Origin of the sequence: Mycolicibacter acidiphilus, assembly GCF_018455725.1 — a bacterium.
Classification (GTDB): Bacteria; Actinomycetota; Actinomycetes; order Mycobacteriales; family Mycobacteriaceae; genus Mycobacterium; species Mycobacterium acidiphilum.
The window spans coordinates 95,252-113,566 of sequence record NZ_JAHCLR010000014.1 but is presented as its reverse complement, the minus strand read 5'-3'; the positions used below and the strand labels follow the sequence as shown (position 1 = coordinate 113,566).

Annotated in this window: 13 protein-coding genes and 1 riboswitch; of the genes, 7 read left to right on the top strand and 6 right to left on the bottom strand. The window is 67.8% G+C overall.

Features of this window, described 5'->3' with window-relative positions; genetic code table 11:
* Window positions 1-15: 15 nt before the first annotated feature.
* Complete coding sequence (locus KIH27_RS09505) at window positions 16-3,363, bottom strand: DEAD/DEAH box helicase (RefSeq protein WP_214092688.1); 3,348 nt, start codon at window positions 3,361-3,363, stop codon at window positions 16-18.
* Between the two features lie 108 nt (window positions 3,364-3,471).
* On the opposite strand from KIH27_RS09505, the gene KIH27_RS09500 reads away from it, so the two are divergent.
* Window positions 3,472-4,701, top strand: coding sequence for an acyl-CoA dehydrogenase family protein (locus KIH27_RS09500; RefSeq protein WP_214092687.1), 1,230 nt, complete (start codon window positions 3,472-3,474; stop codon window positions 4,699-4,701).
* Window positions 4,702-4,714: 13 nt separating this feature from the next.
* Here the strand turns inward: KIH27_RS09500 and KIH27_RS09495 are convergent, their stop codons facing one another.
* Window positions 4,715-6,115: a PE-PPE domain-containing protein gene (locus KIH27_RS09495; protein WP_214092686.1), complete on the bottom strand. Its 1,401-nt coding sequence runs from the start codon at window positions 6,113-6,115 to the stop codon at window positions 4,715-4,717.
* A 333-nt stretch (window positions 6,116-6,448) separates the two neighbouring features.
* Here KIH27_RS09495 and KIH27_RS09490 point away from each other — a divergent pair, with 333 nt between their 5' ends.
* A complete protein-coding gene (locus KIH27_RS09490) occupies window positions 6,449-6,934 on the top strand; it encodes a TetR/AcrR family transcriptional regulator (RefSeq protein ID WP_214092685.1) in 486 nt (161 codons plus the stop codon).
* Window positions 6,935-6,962: 28 nt separating this feature from the next.
* Here the strand turns inward: KIH27_RS09490 and KIH27_RS09485 are convergent, their stop codons facing one another.
* Window positions 6,963-7,730, bottom strand: a complete 768-nt coding sequence (locus tag KIH27_RS09485) for a DUF1906 domain-containing protein (protein ID WP_307856828.1) — start codon at window positions 7,728-7,730, stop codon at window positions 6,963-6,965.
* A 394-nt stretch (window positions 7,731-8,124) separates the two neighbouring features.
* Window positions 8,125-8,296: riboswitch (M-box (ykoK) riboswitch) on the top strand.
* A 288-nt stretch (window positions 8,297-8,584) separates the two neighbouring features.
* Between KIH27_RS09485 and KIH27_RS09480 the strand changes: the two genes are divergently transcribed.
* From KIH27_RS09480 to KIH27_RS09470, 3 genes are read left to right on the top strand one after another with little or no spacing between them, the layout of a single operon-like run.
* Window positions 8,585-8,884: a PE family protein gene (locus KIH27_RS09480; protein WP_214092683.1), complete on the top strand. Its 300-nt coding sequence runs from the start codon at window positions 8,585-8,587 to the stop codon at window positions 8,882-8,884.
* Between the two features lie 14 nt (window positions 8,885-8,898).
* On the top strand, window positions 8,899-10,101 hold the full coding sequence (locus KIH27_RS09475) for a PPE family protein (protein ID WP_214092682.1): 1,203 nt from the start codon (window positions 8,899-8,901) through the stop codon (window positions 10,099-10,101).
* Between the two features lie 15 nt (window positions 10,102-10,116).
* Complete coding sequence (locus KIH27_RS09470) at window positions 10,117-11,139, top strand: CobW family GTP-binding protein (protein WP_214092681.1); 1,023 nt, start codon at window positions 10,117-10,119, stop codon at window positions 11,137-11,139.
* Here the strand turns inward: KIH27_RS09470 and KIH27_RS09465 are convergent.
* The gene (locus KIH27_RS09465) at window positions 11,136-12,026 is read right to left on the bottom strand and encodes an alpha/beta fold hydrolase (RefSeq protein ID WP_214092707.1); all 891 of its coding nucleotides are present in this window, start codon (window positions 12,024-12,026) and stop codon (window positions 11,136-11,138) included. The genes KIH27_RS09470 and KIH27_RS09465 overlap by 4 nt on opposite strands.
* A 221-nt stretch (window positions 12,027-12,247) precedes the next feature.
* Between KIH27_RS09465 and KIH27_RS09460 the strand changes: the two genes are divergently transcribed.
* Entirely contained in the window at window positions 12,248-14,281 is a 2,034-nt protein-coding gene (locus KIH27_RS09460; RefSeq protein WP_214092680.1) for a toprim domain-containing protein, read from the top strand.
* Between the two features lie 9 nt (window positions 14,282-14,290).
* Entirely contained in the window at window positions 14,291-16,429 is a 2,139-nt protein-coding gene (locus KIH27_RS09455) for a DNA gyrase subunit A (RefSeq protein ID WP_214092679.1), read from the top strand.
* Window positions 16,430-16,473: 44 nt separating this feature from the next.
* On the opposite strand, the gene KIH27_RS09450 is transcribed toward KIH27_RS09455, so the two are convergent.
* Together KIH27_RS09450 and KIH27_RS09445 are read right to left on the bottom strand one after the other, a co-directional pair.
* A complete protein-coding gene (locus tag KIH27_RS09450) occupies window positions 16,474-16,731 on the bottom strand; it encodes a DUF3297 family protein (RefSeq protein ID WP_214092678.1) in 258 nt (85 codons plus the stop codon).
* Between the two features lie 297 nt (window positions 16,732-17,028).
* Window positions 17,029-17,892 (bottom strand): hypothetical protein, encoded by an 864-nt coding sequence (locus KIH27_RS09445; RefSeq protein WP_214092677.1) that lies wholly within the window; start codon window positions 17,890-17,892, stop codon window positions 17,029-17,031.
* Window positions 17,893-18,315 lie beyond the last annotated feature (423 nt).

Here is an 18,315-nt window from a genome sequence, read left to right as displayed (position 1 = left end):
GTGTTCGACCCGCCGTCACGCCAGCAGTTCCTGCACATCCGAGGCGGTGACCGCCGCGCTGAACAGTTCACCGTCATCCACCACCGCGGTGAACAGTTCCCGTTTGCGCTCCTGCAGCGCAACGACTTTCTCTTCGATGGTGTCCTGCGACACCAACCGGTACACCGTGACCGGCCGGGTCTGGCCGATGCGATGCGTACGGTCGACTGCCTGGGCTTCGGCCGCCGGGCTCCACCACGGGTCGCAGAGGAAGCAGTAGTCGGCCTCGGTCAGGTTCAGCCCGAAACCGCCGGCCTTGAGACTGATCAGGAACACCTGGGTGGTGCCGGCGCGGAACCTCTTCAGTTCTGCGGCGCGCGCGTGGGCGCTGACCGAGCCGTCCAGATAGCTGTAGCTGACACCCGCGGCGTCCAGGTGCGACCGGACGATGCCGAGGAACCCGGTGAACTGGCTGAACACCAGCGCGCTGTGGTCCTCGGCCGCCAACTGCAGCAGTTGCTCCACCAGGAAGTCGACCTTCACCGAACCGACGTTGAGATCGGTGCCGTCGACCAGCCCGGGATGCAGGCTCAACTGCCGCAGCAGGGTCAACGACCGGAAGATCTGGAAGCGGTTCTTGTCCCAGTCACCGAGCAACCCCAGCACTTTCTGGCGTTCCCGGGCCAGCCGGGTGTCGTAGATCTTGCGGTGTTTGGTGCCCAGTTCGACGGCGAGTACCTGCTCCTGCTTGGCCGGCAGTTCGGTGGCCACCTGGGATTTCTTGCGGCGCAACATCACCGGCTTGATCCGCCGCCGCAGCACCGCCAGCCGCTCCGGGTCGGTGCCCGATTCGATGGGCTTTCGGAAGTAATCGCCGAACACCTTCGGCGAGGGGAACAGCCCCGGCACGGTGATCGACAGCAGCGCCCACAACTCCATCAGGTTGTTCTCCATCGGCGTGCCGGTGATCGCCAGCTTGAACCCGGCATCGAGACGCCGCACGCACTGGTGGGTCTTGCTGTTGTGGTTCTTGACGAACTGGGCTTCGTCGAGAATGACTCCGGCCCAATCGATCGCAGCGTAGGCATCGAAATCGATCCGGGACAGTGCGTAGGAGGTGACGACGATGTCGGCGCCGGCCACCCGGTCGGCGAGCGGACAGCCCGACCGGGCCTCGGTGGCGGTGACCGCGGCGACGGTCAGGCCGGGGGTGAACTTGGCGGCCTCGGCGGCCCAGTTGCCGACGACACTGGTCGGTGCGATCACCAGGAACCGCCCGGCGCCGGCTGCCTTGGCGCGGGCGATCAACGCCAGTGTCTGCACGGTCTTCCCCAGGCCCATGTCGTCGGCGAGTACGCCGCCGATCCCGTTGTCCCACAGGAATGACAGCCAGTCCAGGCCGTCACGCTGGTAGTCACGCAGGGTGGCCGCCAACCCGTCCGGCACCTCGACACGCTCGGGTGCCTGCGCGGTGCTGAGCCGGACCAGGCTCTGCTGCCATCGGGCCACCTGCTGATCGACGACGCCGAGGCTGAGCAGTTCCTCCCACAGGGTGGCGTTCAGCGACCGGGCATTGACCTTGTCACCGTCGATCTCACCGAGCGCGCGGGCCTCGTCGAGCAGTTCCCGCAGCCGGAGGATCTCCGGGGCGTCCAGCCGGAAATAGAGGCCATCGGACATCAGCATGTGTGTTGCCCCCGAGGACAACTCGGTGATCACATCCGCCAGCGGCACGGTGTGCCCGCCGACGGTGACCGCGATGTCCAGGCCGAACCAGTCGTTGGACGCCGGCCCCTCATCGCCGGAGAACTGCAGCTGTGGAGCGTCGTCGGCCAGCCGGAATTCCCGGACAGCGCCGTCGATCTGCACGGCCAGGCCGGCCGCGGTCACCTCCGGCAGAACCTCTGCACACAGCACCGCGGTCTCCACGGCGGTCAACTCCACCGCGGACTGCAGCGTCGCCACCGATGCGGCGGCGACGGCGGCCGACGTGTCCGCGGCCAGCACCAGGGCGCGCAACTCATCGGTTGGAGATTCGCCGATCAACCGGGAGACCCGCCGCATGACGTGTGAAGTCGCCTGGCGTTTCCACGTGCATGAGGTTGCCGCGACCCTGCGCAGCAGCGGAGTCGCCTGCGTCCAGATGGCCTGTTCGGCTGCGGCGTCCCGATATCCGGTCGACGACAGCGGTGCGGCCGGGTCAAAGTCGTGGTGCTTGTCGTTGACCTGGTAGCGGGTGCTCCAGTACAGCCGGGCGCCGCTATCGGTCATCGTGACCGTCAGGACGGGTACCGGCCCGGTCACGGTCGGCGGGCTGAACAGTCCGGCATCGACCTCCACCGACAGGGCGCCGGCCAGCCGGGGCAGGACGTTCAGCGTGAACTCCGCTGCCCCGGCGGCGGGGATGTGTACCCGGCGGTCGTGGGCGACGAGGTCGAGCATGGTCGGACCCGGCGCCGGGTCGAAGCCACCGAGCCGCAGCACACCGTCGACGATCTGGCCGACGCCGTGCGGCGTCGGATGCCCGACCAGGACGACGTCACCGGGCGGGAACTCGGCCCCGTCGATCAGCACCCGCACCGACATCGTCGCCCCACCCGCGTCGTCACCGGTGAAATCGAGTCGCAACGCGGCGCTTTCGATCAGCTCAACCGCCTGCAGACCGCTGGCCTGGTCGGGAACCAGTGCCACCCCGGCGTCCCGGGCGGCGGCCAGCGCGGGCCACAGCGCCGGTGACGTCGCGGTCAGGATCAGCAGGTCACCGTCGATCACCGGGAAGGCGCGCTGCAGGTCGGTGACGAGGGTGCGCAGCAGGCCGTACTGCCGCCGGTCGAAGTCTCCGATGATCGGGGTGTAGAGCAGCTGCCGCCAGGTCAGTCCGCGTTTGATCCAGGTTCCCCGTTTGCCGATGGTCAGCGGGCGCAGCGCGATCAGTCCGCCGGGCCGGAACCGCGTCGCCTCCGTCAGGGAGAACTCCAGGCCGATCGGGGCACCGGCCGTCGCGGCGGGTGTCTCGATCTCGTCGAGTACCCGGGACAACACCGTCCGCCACAGGTCAGGGTCGTCGGGCGGCGGGCCTGTTTCCGGGGCGCCGACGGTCAGCAGCAGTGCGACCGCGTGTTTGCAGAAGTTGCCGACCGGGCACGTGCAGGACGCCCAGTCCAGGAGGAGCCGGTCATCCTCGCTGTCGAAGCTGACCTGCACGTTGTACGGGAACCCGCGCGACCCGTCGCAGGACGCCGAGAGGCTGGTGCTTCCCGCATCCCACCTGATGTCGGACACCATGCCGTTGGCGGCGTAGCGGGCGCCGCGGCCGATGGTCGCGGCATCGAACTCGACCCCGAGATCGTCGGGGCGGATGACGAACCGCGGTACTGCCGACATGTCGGAAGGATAGAGAACACCGCCGACAAGTCCACGCAGGGCGAGACGCGGCTAGCCTGACGAGGTCAGGACGGTCGGGCAGGTGTTTCCACGACAGGGGCGCTCAACATGGACTTTGCGATGTCCGCGACGACAGCCGACTACCACCGGCGGCTGTCGACGTTCCTGATCGAGCACGTGCTGCCCGCCGAGACCGAATACGACCGGTTCCGGGCGGCGGCCGGCCCCGACGACCACACGGTGCCGCCGGTACTGGAGCACCTCAAGACCGCGGCCCGCGCCGACGGCCTGTGGAACCTGTTCTTCACCCCGGCGTCCGGGCTGTCCAACCTCGACTACGCCCCGCTCGCCGAACTGACCGGGTGGAGTGTGGAGTTGGCGCCGGAGGCCACCAACTGCTCCGCACCGGACAGCGGGATCATCGAGATCCTGCACCTGTTCGGCACCGCCGAACAGCAGGAACGTTGGCTGAACCCGTTGCTGGACGGCACGATTCGGGCGGCGTTCGCGATGACCGAACCGGCGGTGGCCTCCAGCGACGCCCGCAACATCGCCACCGCCATCGCCCGCGACGGCACCGACTACGTGCTCAACGGCCGCAAATGGTGGATCTCCGGCGCCGCGGATCCGCGCTGCCGGCTGCTGGTGGTGATGGGCCGCACCGACCCCGAGGCCGCCCAGCACCGGCAGCATTCACTGGTGCTGGTGCCGCTGGACACCCCGGGGGTCACCGTTCTCCGCTCGCTGCCGGTGTTCGGCTGGCAGCACCAGCAGGGGCACTGCGAGATCACCTTCGACGACGTGCGGGTGCCGGTGAGCAACCGCCTCGGCGAGGAGGGGGCGGGATTCGCGATGATGCAGGCGTGGGCCGATCCCGGCCGGCTGCACCACGGGATGCGCTGCGTCGGTGTCGCCGAGCGGGCGCTGGCGCTGCTGGTCGACCGGGCTCGCAGCCGGACGGCGTTCGGCGGCCCGCTGGCCGAGCAGGGGGTGGTGGCTCAGTCGATCGCGCAGTCCCGCACCGAGATCGATCAGGCCCGGCTGCTCTGCGAGAAGGCCGCCTGGACCGTCGACCAGCACGGCGGGAAGGCAGCCCGCAGTCTGGTGGCGCAGGTCAAGGCGGTGACCCCGAAGATGGCCTGCACGGTGATCGACCGGGCCATCCAGGTGCACGGTGCCGCCGGCATCGGCGACGACACCCCGCTGGCGAAACTCTACGGGTTGCACCGGGCCATGCGAATCTTCGACGGCCCCGACGAAGTGCACGAGCGCACCGTCGCACGCGTCGAGATCGACACCGCGCCAAGCCCGCTCGCGGTGGCGGCGACGCGGCACTGACCCGCGGTCCTGATCAGATCAGCGCGCCCAGCAGGGCGAGCGGCAGGATGCCCAGGTCGGCGGCGATCGGGATGCCGATCGCGTCGAGCAGGTTGCCGTCCGCGAGTTCGGAGGTGAACACGCTGTAGTCGATCTGCGGCAGGTTGATCAGCACCGCGCTGGCGATGTCCAGCGCCGGGATGCCGGTGTGCGGCGGGAACGTGTCGAACAGGTCCGCCGCGGTGGTGGGCGTCGAGAAGAACTCCGAAAGCTGCGTGCCGGGAATGATTTTCGTCAGGGCGCTGAGCTCGGTCAGGAATCCGGGCGTGGTGTTGTCCGGATGCGTCAGATCGGCGGCGAAGGCGGTGACACCCTGCTGCCATCCGTCGAGCAGCGCCTGCGGCAACTGCGCGGCGAGGGTGTGCAGGGTGGCGGAGTCCGGCAGGAAGCCCAGCGGGGTGGGAACGTCGGCGTCGCCCTGACTCCAGCCGTCGGTGATGCTGCCGTAGCCCAGGTTGACCAGGATGCGCATGTCCGGTTCGAGCAGGTCGTAGACGGCCTTGCCGCCGCTGCCGAAGAACAGCAGCGGGTCCAGCAGCGGCAGGCCGTTCGCCGGGATCATGTAGTAGTCGGTCAGGGTGTCGGCCGCTGACGTGGGAAGCAGGATCGCGTCGCCGATCTGATCGGCCGTCAGCCCGAGATAGGTGGTGTGTTCGAACGCGATTCCGAGCAGCGCGTTGAGGTCGGCCAGGACGTTGACCGGGTACTGCGGGAAGTCGGCGAACCCGTCGTACTCGTGGGTGTAGACGTCGGTCGGGTACAGGTCGGAGGGCCCCGCACCGCTGAACGTGATGCCCAGGCTCGGCAGGCTCGGCTGGGCGTTGTCGGGCAGGTTGAACCGTTCCAGCAGGCCGCCGTTGGGGGCGCTGACGTCACCGATCATCACGAAGCGCACGTCGTCGGACGGCACGCCCTGGTCGGCCAGTTGGCTCTGCACCTGCGAGGCGATGATCGCGCTCTGCGACCAGCCGAACACCACCGCGGGGTGCTCCGAACTGAGTTCGCCGGCGTGGAATTTCGCCATGATCGCGTCGTCCAGGGCTTGGCCACCCTGCGCCAGCGACTTGTCGAGGGTCCCGCCGAATGGGCCGAAGAACGGGTACAGCTCCTCGGGGGTGGTGACGATCTGGGTGGTGCCGGTGAAGCCGAGCGGCGCCAGGTACAGCGCGTTGACCGCGTCGGCGTACGCCTGGCCCGGGGTGGCCAGCCCGCTGCCGCCCATCACGAACGCGATGCCGTCGCCCAGGGGTGCATCCGCGCTGGCGAGCAGCAGTTCGTGGCGTTGCGTTCCGGGGAGCGGTGCCGCCGGCGCAGCGACGACGAGACCGGCGCCGAGCACGGCGGCGACGCAGAGGGGGCGGTACGTCCGGCGCACTGAGTTCTCCTTCGGGCGGGGTCGCTCTCCTGCACAAACGGCGGGCAGGCCTTTGATTACCCGAAAGTAACATGCATAGATACCGTGACGATAGTGTCAAAACTAATTCTTTAGTGTCTCTTTCTGGCCGTTCCGGACGAGGCTCCGCACTAGACTGCGACTATCGGCACGCCCAGGAAACGCGACCCCGAACAACGCCGACGAGCACTGTGCGACGCGGCGATCGAACTGCTCGGCACCGATGGCGATCGGGGGCTCAGCCATCCCAAAGTCGACCGCCATGCCGGCGTTCCCCGCGGTACGACGTCTGTCCATTACCGGACCCGCAAAGCATTGCTGCAGGGCATTGCGGCTCGGATCACCGAGCTATACATCGCCGATCTATCGCAACTGCTCCAACTCAGCGTCGACGCACCCGACGTCTACGCGGGTACGGCCGCGTTGGCGCGCCTGGTGATCATCGCCGGGACGGAGCCGCAGCTGACCCTGACCCGGGCAAGGTACGAGATCGCCCTGCAAGCCGGCCGGGATCCGGCGCTGCGCACCACCATCCAGGCGATCGCCGATCTGCTGCACCGCCTGGTCGGCGAGGTCGTGACGCACTGGCAGCCCGCAGGGGATCCGCTGCCGAAGCGGATCGTGGAACAGCAGACGAACGCGATGCTGACATTCATCGACGGCGTCCTGATGAGCTTCGTCCTCGGACGACCCGCGGTGCACGACGAGGCGGAACTCGATCAGCTCCTGCAGGCCCTGCTGACCGGGATCGAAACCTCCTACCTTGCCGGCGCCGAGCAAGCACCCGCGAGGCCACAGTAAATCGGCTGCGTGAGCAATGATTTCGGAGTCAGGTTTTGTCCCATTGGCCGAAATCGGCCGCCAGCACGTCGTCGACATCGACGTGTACGCCGTCGATCAGCACGCCCGGGTCGGAGGCGGTGACGACTTCCCGCTGGAACAGCACCGCCGCCGGCTCGCGGTCGCTCCCCGACCAGGCTTTGGTCTGCCACGCCCAGCGGCGCCCGGCGCTCGTCGAGTGTCCGATGACGCCGTCGGCGATCGCCCAGCCGAGTTGACGGGCGCCGCCGTAGATCCCGGTGCGCTCCACGGCGAGCACCGAGTTGATGCCGCGGAACCACTGCAGCGCTTGGGCTTTCCACGTCTTGGCGTCGATGTCCTCGTCGACACTGAAGAAGATCGGCGCGGTGTCCGGTCCCCCGGCCGCGGTGTGCAAGCGCAGCGCCGTGCGGGCGTCGGCCACTCCCCCGTCGTAGCCGCGGGTGAAGTCCGACGGTGAGTTCACCCAGCCGGGTTTGCCGTACTGATAGCAGCTGACGACCTGCAGTCCGGTGGCGCGCAGACGGTCGGTGTAGTCGCGGGTGACCGGCTTGAAGTCGAACGTCGCCCCCGGCCGCAGTTCGGAGACGTACACCAGTGCGCCGTCGAAGCCGGCCGCGCGGATCTGCTCGGGATCGACCAGGCGGTCGGCGAAGTCGATCAGCTGCATGGGCTTGGCGGTGGCCGTCGGAGTGCCGAGCACTGTCGGGACGCAGAGCGCCGGCGCGAGCAGTGCCGCGTACCTCAGGACGTCACGCCGGGAAACAGGACGTGTCACACAGCGAAGGATAGCGGCGACCTGCGGGGCCGGACGGAAGAATCGAGCGCCCCGCGGCATCGCCGAGGGGCGGGGTCCGCCTGAATCCGGCTGAACATATCCGGGGCACGGCGCATTGAGGGTGTCGCCACCGTGCCGGCTTCACCCCCTTCGGTCGGTGAGCTTCCACCCAGCGTTGCGAATCCTGAGCAGCACCAGTCGATTCGGTTTGCGGATACGTGGAATTAACGGTGCAGCAGGTTATTTTCATGCGTCCATGCTCATGCCTACTGAAATTTGCTGCCAGACAGTTAATTTCCACGCCATCTATCGTCCCGCGACAATAAGCGAACGCGCGCCGACGGCTCGGCGTAGGAGTTGACTTAGCCCATTCACGATGCCAGCATGGGCCGCGAACGCACCTCGCTAGGTGAGGCCTCTGTGCGGATACAGGCCACTGACCTCCAACGTCGAGAGACGCCCCGGGTCAGGACAGCTCTTCCCGGCTCAAGGGTTGAGCCCAAGTGGCTTTCGGTTTTGACCGAATACGCCGTGCAGTGCTGAAGCTCTGACGAGAGGGGTGCCGTCCCGCGGATTCCGCCGGTTCGGCTTGTCCCGTTGTGCGCGCTGCAACGGCACCCCCGCGTGCCCTGGCCGTGAGGAGGTGAGAGCGAGATTGACTTCGAGCGATAGTCCTTATCCGAGATCGACGATTGTTTCGTTCGAATCCGGCCCCGCCGCCGACTCCACCTGCTGAGTCGGCTCGCGCCGTCCCGTACCCGCGCCGTCCGCTCCAGCGGACCAGCGCGGCTTCTGCATGCGAAATATCCGGCACGACCGGGTAATTCGCCATTCTTCCGTGAAGGAGGCTTGTGATGTCTTTTGTGTCCGCACTGCCCGAGGAGCTGACCGCGACCGCGGCCGATCTGCACCGGGTCGGTGAACTGGTGACCGCGCAGAACGCGGCTGCCGCAGCGCCGACCACCGGCGTGATTCCCGCGGCCGCCGACGAGGTATCGGCGCTGACCGCCGCCCAATTCGCCAGGCACGCACAGCTGTACCAGGTGATCAGCAAACGGGCTGCCGTCGTACATGCGCTGTTCGTGAGCACGCTGCAGCACAGCGCCCAGTCCTATGCGGCAACCGACGCCGCCAACGTCATCTCGGTTCAGTGAAAGGCTTTTGAGTGATGGATTACGGATCGATTCCGCCGGAGATCAACTCGGCGCGGATGTACGCCGGGCCCGGATCTGGGCCGTTGTTGGCCGCCGCGCGAGCCTGGAACCTACTGGCCGCGGAGCTTCGGGCAGCAGCCTTGTCCTTCGAATGGTCGGTGGCCGGACTTGCCAGCCAGGGGTGGTCGGGGCCATCCGCGGTCGCGATGATCGCAGCGGCCGAGCCCTACACGACATGGCTGAACGTCACCGCCGAGCAGGCCGAACACACTGCGGCGCAGGCCTACTCAGCCGCGGACGCCCATGCGTCGGCCTACGCCACGACGGTACCGCCGCCGATGATCACGAACAACCGGGTGATGTTGACGTCGTTGGTCAAGACCAATGTGCTCGGGCTGAACGCAGCGGCCATCGCGGCGACCGAGGCGCGCTATGCCCAGATGTGGGCGCAGGATGCCGTCGCAATGTACGGCTACGCCGCCGCGTCGGCCGCTGCCGCAGAACTGCTCCCGTTCGCCGATGCGCCCGAGACCACGAAGTCGGAGGGCGACGGGGAACCCAGCACCGCGGACGCCGATGCCGTGAACGCCCACTCCCAGGTGCCCAACGCGTTGCGCAGCATGGCATCACCGGCGGAGGGCATGTCGCCGTCGGATCCCGACTGGCACTGGACGAACTTCTTCGACGGCCTGTTCGACGGCACCTGGGGCGGAGACGACGGGTCCGGTCTGAACATCAACGCCCAGCTGTGGAACACCATCGCCGCGACCGGGATCTTCGATCCCGGCGGGAATATCGAGGGCTTTGCCGGCCTGGCGACGCTCGGGTTCCTGGCCCGCGGCATGGATGGTGGTACGGCCGCCCTGGCCGGCGGCGGGCTCGGCGCCACGCCGGGCATGACACTCGCCTCGGCAGCCACCGGGGGTCTCGAGGCCGCCGGGCGCGGCGCCGGCGCGCCGGTGTCGGCCGGTGTGGGCCGGGCCACCCTGGTCGGATCGTTGTCCACGCCGCCGACCTGGGCGGCGACCGTTCCGGCGACTGCGCCCGCCGCCGGTACGGGCAGCGGCTGGACCGTCGCCCCGGAGGCCAGGTCGGTCAGCGCCATGCCTCCGCCGATCCCCCCGGGCGGCGGTGGGCGCAATGGTGGCCACGGCTTCGGGACACCCCGTTACGGCGAGAAGCTCACCGTGATGCCGCGCCCCGTCGTGGTCGGGTGACGCGATAATGGCCGGGTGGTCGACCGCAGCGCCCCCGCCATCCCCGTCATCGCGCTCACGGGGCACCTCGGGGCGGGCAAGACCACGCTGCTCAACCATGTGCTGCGAGCTCCGGGCGCGCGGATCGGCGTCGTCATCAACGATTTCGGCGAACTGAACGTCGACGCCGGCCTGGTCACCGGTCAGGTCGACGAACCGGTGTCGATCGCCGGCGGCTGCATCTGCTGCCTGCCCGACGAGGGCGGACTCGACGCCGCGCTGGAGAAACTGGCCGATCCGAAGCTGGCGCTCGACGCGATCATCGTCGAGGCGAGCGGGGTGGCCGAGCCGGTCGCGATTTCCCGGCTGATCCGGTTCAGCGGGGTGGAGCGGATCCGGCACGGCGGCGTCGTCGACGTCATCGACGCCGTGGAGCACTTCGACACCGTCGACACGGAGTCCGCTCCGCCGTCGCGCTACAGCGCGGCGTCACTGGTGGTGGTCAACAAGCTGGACAGGATCGCCGAGGACGCCCGCGCGGAGACCCTTGGTCGGGTGCAAGCCCGGGTACACGAAACGAATCCGGACGCCCACGTTGTCGGCGCGGTGGCGGGCCGGGTGGATCCCCGGCTGCTGTACGACGTCGGCGGTGGCGGCAAGTCCGGGCAGCTGTCGTTTCGGGAGTTGCTGCTCGACGAGGCCGCCGACGACGAGCACCACGACCACGTGCACGCCACGTCGGTCACCGTCGTCGGCGACGGCGCCGTCGACCCCGGACCGCTCATCGACCTGCTCGAACAGCCACCCCGGGGCGTCTACCGGATGAAGGGGACCGTCGCGATCGGCAAGCGCCATTACCTCGTGAACGTCGTCGGCACGTCCGTCCACGTGACGACCGCCGCCGGGGGACCAACGGACAGCCACCTCGTCGCAATCGGCACCCACCTCGACGCCGAGGAGGTTCGCGCACGACTCGAAGCCGCCCTGCGACCGGCACCGGAGAAGGTGGCCACCGCCGGTATGCGGAGGTTGCAGCGGCTGCGGCGCTACAGCATTTAGGTGCCGGCGGGTCCGATGAACTCGACGCCCGCGCGAATCGCGGGGCGATGCCGCAGGATTCGGAAGTGCGCCAGCCGGCCCAGCCCCTTCGTCGTCATCAGGCGTGCCCCCGGCCAGGACGCGACGACCTTCTCGCTCGTCGCACAGGGGGTGTCGGGGTCATCGGGATCGTGGATCACCAGCAGCGGCGGATATTCGGTGCGCTCGGCGATCCGGACCATGTTGGTGTCCTCCAGCGGCATGCCGATCCGGCGTTCAAGACGCCGATGCAGCCCGGCGCGAATCCGTCGGCCGAAGTTGTGGCGCGCCGCGAACAGATCCAGGTAGATCGGGAACTCGCCCATCGGCGCCAGGAACACCAACCGCCCGACCTCCGCGCCCCACGACGCCGCGAACGCGGTCGCGTTGGACCCCATGGAGTGGGCGACGACCGCGCGGGCCGCGCCGTGCGTCGCGATCATGGCGGCAACCGCTTCGGCGCACTCGATGGCGGTGGTGCGGCCGGGCGCCAGGACGCCGGGATCGGACTCGTTATGGCTGGGCAGGTCGAATGCGATGACGCGGTGCCCGGATTCGACGAGCGGTTTGATGAACATGCCCAGGTGTGGGCGACGCCCACCCCAGCCGTGCACCAGGTAGACCGGAGGCCCTTCGCCCCAGGCCTCCCCGGCTATCCGGTGACCGTCCCAGTGCGCTTCCAACGGCTGACCGGGCGGGACGCCGGGCGGCATGCGCAGGCTGGACTCGATGACCGGCGGGGTGCACCATAGTTCCACTGCCCACCGCGACCCGATTGCCGGCGCGAGTCGCTCCAGCAGCCAGAACGCCCGTCGCACCCGAGGGGTGACCGGCGGTTGGACACCGGAACCCTCCACGTCGAGAACGATGGGGGTGGAGGAGCCGTCGCCGTCCGCTCCGACCCGACCCGGGCGGGCGGGCTGGTGTTTCGTTGAGTCCGGCACATCTCGAGGTTAGCGAGCCGATACCGTTCCCGGTGTAGCCGAACCCACCTTCCGACACCGGCAGGGCTGCACGAAGCTGTCGGATTGGACGCCTACCATTCCTGCGGCGCACCTTGTTGACGAGAGGATCGCTGGGGAGGACAGCAGTGAGCTACAACGCCGCAGACATCACCGAACTCGACGACGTACAGCACACCCGCCTGCGGCCGGCGGTGAACCTGGGCCTGGACGTGCTCAACACCGCGCTGCGGGAGCTGGTGGACAACGCGGTCGAAGAGGTGGCCGTTCCCAGCCACGGCGGTTCCACCGTCACGATCACCCTGCATGCCGACGGGTCGGTCAGTGTCGCCGACGACGGCCGTGGCCTGCCTGTTGACTCCGACCCGGTCACCGGGAAGAACGGCATCGTCAAGACGCTGGGCACGGCGCGGGCCGGCGGCAAGTTCTCCGCGCACGCCGATGCCCTGAGCACGGGAGCGGGACTCAATGGGATCGGCGCCGCCGCCGCGGTGTTCATCTCCGCACGCACCGACGTGACGGTGCGCCGAGCGGGGAAGACCTATCTGCAGAGTTTCGGCGACGGCTACCCGGGGGTGTTCGAGGGAAAGGACTTCGACCCGGGCGCGGAGTTCACCCGCGACGACACCCAGCAACTGCGTGGCGTGAGCAATCGCAAGCCCGACGCGCACGGCACGACGGTGCGGATCCTGTTCGACCCGGCCGTGGTGCCCGATGCCGGCGTGGACATCGGTGAGGTGCTGCTGCGGGCGCACGCCGCGGCGCGGATGTCCCCCGGGGTGCACCTGATCGTCGTCGACGAGGGCTGGCCGGGCGGCGAGGTTCCCCCGGCGCTGCTCGAGCCGTTCAGCGGCCCCTGGGGCACCGAGACTCTGCTGGATCTGATGTGCACCGCCGCCGGCAACCCCGCACCCGTGGTGCGTGCCGTCGTGGAGGGCCGCGGCGAATACACCACCGGACGCGGCCCGACCCCCTTCGGCTGGTCGCTGACCGCCGGCCCGGCCGAGCCGGCCACCGTGGCCGCCTTCTGCAACACGGTGCGCACCCCCGGCGGCGGATCCCACCTCAACGCCGCGGTGAAGGGCTTCTCCGAGGCGCTGGCCGATCGGGCCTCCCGGATCCGTGACCTGGGTTTGGCCAAAGGCGAATTGGGTCCGGAACCGCAGGATTTCGCCGCGGTCACCGCGTTGGCCGTGGACACCCGCGCCCCCGATGTGGGGTGGGATTCACAGGCCAAGACCGCGGTCTCGTCGCGGTCGCTGAATGTGGCGATGGTGCCGGATGTGGCACGCAGCGTCACCATCTGGGCGGCCAACCCGGGCAACAACGACGCGGTGTCGCTCTGGACGAAGTTAGCGCTGGAGGCCGCGCGGGCCCGCCGCAGCGCCGAGGGCGCCAAGGCCCGGTCCCGTGCGGCGTCGAAAGCCAAAGGCCTGGGCACGAACCTGTCGCTGCCCCCGAAGTTGCTGCCCAGCCGGGAATCGGGCCGCGGGTCGGGCGCCGAATTGTTCCTGTGTGAGGGCGATTCCGCGCTGGGCACCATCAAGGCGGCGCGCGACGCGACGTTTCAGGCGGCCTTCCCGTTGAAAGGCAAGCCGCCCAACGTCTACGGCTTCGCCGTGAGCAAGGCGCGGGCCAAGGACGAGTTCGATTCGATCGAACGCATCCTGGGCTGCGGGGTGCGTGACCAGTGCGACCCCGAGCAGTGTCGTTACGACCGGATTCTGTTCGCCTCCGACGCCGACCCCGACGGCGGCAACATCAACTCCAGCTTGATCTCGATGTTCCTGGACTTCTACCGTCCGCTGGTGGAGGCCGGGATGGTCTACGTGACGCTGCCGCCGCTGTTCGTCGTCAAGGACGGCACCCAGCGGATCTACTGCCAGGACGAATCCGAGCGGGACAGCGCGGTGGCCCAGATGCGGGCTAACTCCAAACGCCGGGTGGAGGTGCAACGCAACAAGGGCCTGGGCGAGATGGACGCCGACGACTTTTGGAACACCGTTTTGGATCCGCAGCGGCGCACCGTGATTCGCGTGCATCTCGATGACGGCGAGCACAACCTGCACCACATCTTGTTCGGCGGGCCACCGGAGGGTCGGCGCACGTGGATGGCCGATGTCGCCGCCCGTGTCGACACCGCCGCGCTGGACTTGGACTAGGAGCCGTAGATGACCGCCACCCTGGATGTTCCCGAACAGAATCCCGATCTGGTGCTCGACCAGAGCGCCGACGACTACTGGAACCACTACCAGCTGACGTTTGCGCTCTACAGCGTCAGCGATCGCGCCATCCCGTCGGCGTACGACGGGCTCAAGCCCGGTCAGCGTCGGCTGCTGTACCAGATGCACGACTCGAAACTGCTGCCCGGCAACAAGCCGCAGAAGTCCTCGAAGGTCTGCTCGGCGGTCACCGGGAACCTGCATCCGCACGGCGGCGCGTCGATGTACGGGGCCGCGGCGCTGCTGGCCGCCGAGTTCCAGCGCGTGAAAGTCATTGACGGACAGGGCGCATTCCCGCGCATCCAGGGCGACATCCCGGCAGCCGACCGCTACACCGAGATGCGGCTGTCCGCACCCGGTGCGGCGCTCACCGCCGAGCTCGACGACCACGCGGTGCCGATGGTGGCGACGTTCGACGGCGAGTGGACCGAACCGACCATGCTGCCGGCGCAGTGGCCGGTGCTGCTGTGCAACGGCGCCGTGGGCATCGCCGAGGGATGGGCCACCAAGGTGCCCGCGCACAATCCCCGCGAGATCATGGCGGCCTGCCGGGCGCTGCTGGCCCGGCCGAACATGACCGACGACCGGCTGGCGAAGCTCATTCCCGGACCCGACTGGGGTTGCGGGTCGACGGTGGTCGGCACGGCCGGGCTGCGGGAGTACCTCACGACGGGCAGGGGGGCGTTCACGGTGCGCGGCACCGTGTCGGTCGACGGGAAGAACGTCGTCGTCACCGAGCTGCCGCCGGGAGTCGCCAGTTCTACTGTGCAGGACCGCATTCGGGCGTTGGTCGAGTCCGGCGAGCTGGCCGGTGTGGCCGACATGTCGGATTTGACCGACCGGCGCAACGGACTGCGGATCGTCGTCACCGCCAAGCGCGGCCACAGTGCCGAACAGATCCGCGACCAGCTGCTAGCCCTGACCCCGCTGGAGTCGACGTTCGCCGCCAGCCTGGTCGCCCTCGATGAGAACCGGGTGCCACGCTGGTGGTCGGTGCGCGAACTGATCGCCGCGTTCCTGCATCTGCGTGATTCCGTGGTGCTGCACCGCAGCGAATACCGGCTGGAGAAGGTCACCGCCCGGCGGCATCTGGTGACCGGCCTGATGACCATTCACCTCGACATCGACGCCGCGGTGGCGGTGATCCGCGGTTCGGACACCGTCGACGACGCCCGCCGGGGCCTGCAGGAACGCTTCACCATCGATGAGGAGCAGGCCAACTACGTTCTGGGACTTCAACTTCGCCGGCTGACTAAGCTCGATGTGATCGAGTTGCGGGCGGAGGCGGAGAAGCTGGATGCCGAGTTCGCGGAGCTGACCGAACTGGTCTCCAACCCCGATGCCCGACGGGCGGTGATCGACAAGGAGCTGGTGGAGACCGCGAAACTGTTCAAAGGCCCCGAGTTCGACCGCCGCACGGTGCTGGACTTCGAGGCGACGCCGGTGACGGCGGGTTCCGGTGACGACGGGCCCCGCGAGCGCAAGGTCAACGCCTCCTGGCGTCTCGATGACCGGGGGGTGTTCTCCGACAGCCACGGCGAGTTGCTCACCTCCGGCCTGGGCTGGGCGGTGTGGACCGACGGCCGGATCAAGTTCACCACCGGTGGTGGTCTGCCGTACAAGATCCGCGACATCCCGGTGGCGCCGGACATCACCGGACTGCTGCGCTCCGGGCTGCTGGCCGAAGGACAGCACCTGGCGCTGGTGACCCGGCGCGGGAAGATTCTGCGCATCGACCCGACTGCCGTCAACCCGCAGGGTGTCGCCGGCAACGGCGTCGCCGGGGTGAAATTGGCGGCCGACGGCGACGAGGTGATCGCGGCGCTACCGGTGACATGCGGCAACGGTGAGGCGATTCTGTCGATCTCCGAAAAGAGTTGGAAGGTAACCGAAGTCGCCGACATTCCGGTCAAGGGCCGCGGCGGTGCGGGTGTCGGGTTCCACCCGTTCGTCAAGGGCGAGGACACCTTGATCTCGGCGTCGATCTCGGCGACCGGGTTCGTTCGGGGTGGGAAGCCGGTGCGGGCCGCCAACCGCGCGAAGGCGTCGGTGAAGGGCAGCGGCGCTGACGTGACGCCGGCGGGGTAGGGCCCGGGGAGCCACTGCCGGCACCGGCAAACCGGGGAGGTCCGTTACTCCGCTACGCGGAAATAGGGTTCCACCGTGCCGTTGAGCTTGACGACCATGGGATTTCCGCGGCGATCCTTCGCGGTGGGGACCTCGGCACGCACCCAGCCCTCGGCCACGTTGTACTCGTGAACGTTGGTCTTCTCGACGCCGTTGAAGCGGATGCCCACGTCGCGGAGGAGCACCTCTTCGTCATAGAACGCGCTGCGCGGATCGATGGAGAGGTGATTCGGTGGAACGTCTGCGTTTTCGTCGTTGGGCATGATGGCCTTCGTCCAATGCTGCGCCCGGCGGTCGGGCTTGATTCTCGAAGAATCCTACGCGACTCGCGAGGCGACCCGCTCCGGTCGAGTTTGAGACCATCTGCTAGGTCGCAGACGTGGCCTGAACCCTGCACACGCCAGGCGCCAACCACGGTCGGGGCAATCCCCATTGCACCGACAGTGATATCGATGCCGGTTGAGGGTCTCACCTCAAGAGAGCCGGATAGCAGTCTCCTAACACCCGTTGGGCTCGAACGCCTTGACGAATTCCGCGGCGTGTGTCGGCAGCGCGGACGACTACCCTCGAAAATAGCGGATCGGTAGCCCCCGCTCGGTCCAATACTGCGCGATGTAGACCGCCGGCAAATCCTGACCAGTCGCGCGGACCTCAGCGGGCAGGAGCACCCTCGTCCGCGTGAGCAGCCGGCCAGCCCGGCGGAGCAGACATCCAGAACGCATCAGATTCCAGCGTACGAACAACCTGCTTCTCTCCCAGCGTTGATACCAGCGCCGACTAGGAGTGCAGCACCGGGGGAACGACGGCGGCTCAAAGCCAGGCCCGGCGGTGGGTGGCACGGGTCGGATCTCGTAATCGCGGAAGACGCGCCGCCATGCCCGCTCGAGACGGCGCACCCGCCACGACAGCAACGCCCAGTTAGCAGGGCTGATTGAGCCGTACTTCCGACCGTCAGTGCACTCGACCACCGGAGAGAAGAATGGCCGGATGTAGCTGTGTCTGAGATGCGCCCACGGTGTTTTGAATGGCGAGTTACGGGCCTCCTCAACGAAGCTCCGGACGGCGTTGGTCCAGGTTTCGTAGGGTCGACGAAAGAGAAACCCCAACCAGGCGCCAGCGAACAGGAGCGCTATTTCACGTGCGCTGGACCAGACGGCGGCAGCCCAAAAGCCGGCGGTGATCAGGACGGTGGGCGGGGCAAGCACCAGTGCGGCATTGACCAGTCCGTAGAACCGGTCGTTGCGTTGCAGTTCCGGCATGCGAAGGCTCGCGCGCAGGATGTCCAGAGGATGCAGGAGGTAGTACGGGGGCGGCAAGGTTTCAACGACAACAGGAGTTAGCGCTTTCCGGTCGTTACGTAGGGCGGCGTCGAAATTGGCAAGCTCGCTGGCGGCCTGACCAGTGACAACAATAGACTCCTTCACCGGTGATCCTCTCGGCTGGGCTGTGTCAATTTCTGTAGACGTGAGGATATCAGTTTTTCGGGTGGTCGAATTCGGTCGCGAACCGGGCAAGGTTTGATTGCCTAGCTGTGTCGAATTGCGTGAGATTGCGGAACACTATCTGGAATGACACAGCAATGTTGGACATTCACACAGGTTGGATCGTCGGCGATTGTGCACCGCTATTTCAGCAAGTTGATTTAACTGATTGAAATATTACGATCATCATTCTTGAAGATCATGTTCCTCATCCGACTCACCCACATCGGACGTCACAACTTGACCACCGACGGACACACTTGGACCGCCACCTACGTCCGCGCGATACCGAGGACTGCGGCGAGCCAACTCGACTTCGAACCTAAACAATACCCCCGCCAGTATGACACGTCTCTGAGACACGCG

What these genes read in the sequence shown, in the direction of transcription:
- KIH27_RS09505 (WP_214092688.1), bottom strand. Translation starts at nt 3,363, where the DNA reads ATGTCGGCAGTACCGCGGTTCGTCATCCGCCCCGACGATCTCGGGGTC.
- KIH27_RS09500 (WP_214092687.1), top strand. Translation starts at nt 3,472, where the DNA reads ATGGACTTTGCGATGTCCGCGACGACAGCCGACTACCACCGGCGGCTG.
- KIH27_RS09480 (WP_214092683.1), top strand. Translation starts at nt 8,585, where the DNA reads ATGTCTTTTGTGTCCGCACTGCCCGAGGAGCTGACCGCGACCGCGGCC.
- KIH27_RS09475 (WP_214092682.1), top strand. Translation starts at nt 8,899, where the DNA reads ATGGATTACGGATCGATTCCGCCGGAGATCAACTCGGCGCGGATGTAC.
- KIH27_RS09455 (WP_214092679.1), top strand. Translation starts at nt 14,291, where the DNA reads ATGACCGCCACCCTGGATGTTCCCGAACAGAATCCCGATCTGGTGCTC.
- KIH27_RS09450 (WP_214092678.1), bottom strand. Translation starts at nt 16,731, where the DNA reads ATGCCCAACGACGAAAACGCAGACGTTCCACCGAATCACCTCTCCATC.